General features: G+C 64.3%; 1 rRNA gene. It reads left to right on the top strand.

Annotation, left to right across the window (positions count from 1 at the left end):
• Positions 1-789: 789 nt before the first annotated feature.
• Positions 790-896 (top strand): 23S ribosomal RNA (locus tag GY769_06845); the annotation flags it as partial.

Raw genomic sequence — 896 nt, 5'->3', positions numbered from 1 at the left:
GCCCAACTCGATACCGATCCGATACCAGGAAAGGCGTTGCTCGCTAGAGACAGCGGGACGGTGGCCATGGAAGTCGGCATCCGCGTAGGAGTGTGTAACGACTCTCCTGCCGAAGCGAGTGGCTCTGAAAATGGATGGCGCTCGAGTATCGGGCCTATACCCCGCCTCCGAGGCGACGACGGTCCGCTTGTCGGACGAACGAGCTCAGGTCTCGGAGAGTAGGAAGGTCGCGGCGTTGTGCGCGGAAGGGTCTGGGCGTGAGCCCGCCCGGAGCCGACGTCGGTGCAGATCTTGGTGGTAGTAGCGGGTGCTCGAGCGGGAACCTGGAGAATTGACGAGGGGAAGGGTTCCGTGTGAACAGCCTTTGCACATGGGTGAGTCGGTCCTAAGCCGAAGGAGAACTCCGGGGCTCGCGACGACGGCGGAAACTTTTGATTGACGCCGCGCGAACCACAGGCGAGAGGGGATCCCGTAGCGATTCGGGAACCCGGTCACGGGTCGCTCTCCCCGCCTCTTCCGAGCGGCGGGGGGAGGCACGTCCACGTGCCTTGCGACCGAAAGGTCGCGCGCCGCGAGGCGACGAGACCCGGGGAAGCCGACCGTCGCTCGAAAGGCAGAGTTATCTGTTCTGGCTGACGCCCCACCGATCCCACGAATCGCTCCGCGCGGAGGCAGGGACACGGGCGCGTCGTGAAAACGCCAGAGCCCCGTGGATTCTGCGGGGTCTCTCGGGAGGCGGGCGGACCGTGAAAACCCGGGCGAACGGCGCAAGACTCTCCCGTGCCGGTGCGTACCGAACTCCGCATCAGGTCTCCAAGGTGAACAGCCTCTGGGTCTAGCCGAATGTAGGTAAGGGAAGTCGGCAAGATGGATCCGTAACTTCGGGACAAGGATTG

This window comes from bacterium (assembly GCA_024224155.1).
Lineage (GTDB): Bacteria > Acidobacteriota > Thermoanaerobaculia > Multivoradales > JAHEKO01 > CALZIK01.
Note: the sequence above shows the minus strand (reverse complement) of the source record. Positions and strands in the feature narration are given on the sequence as shown.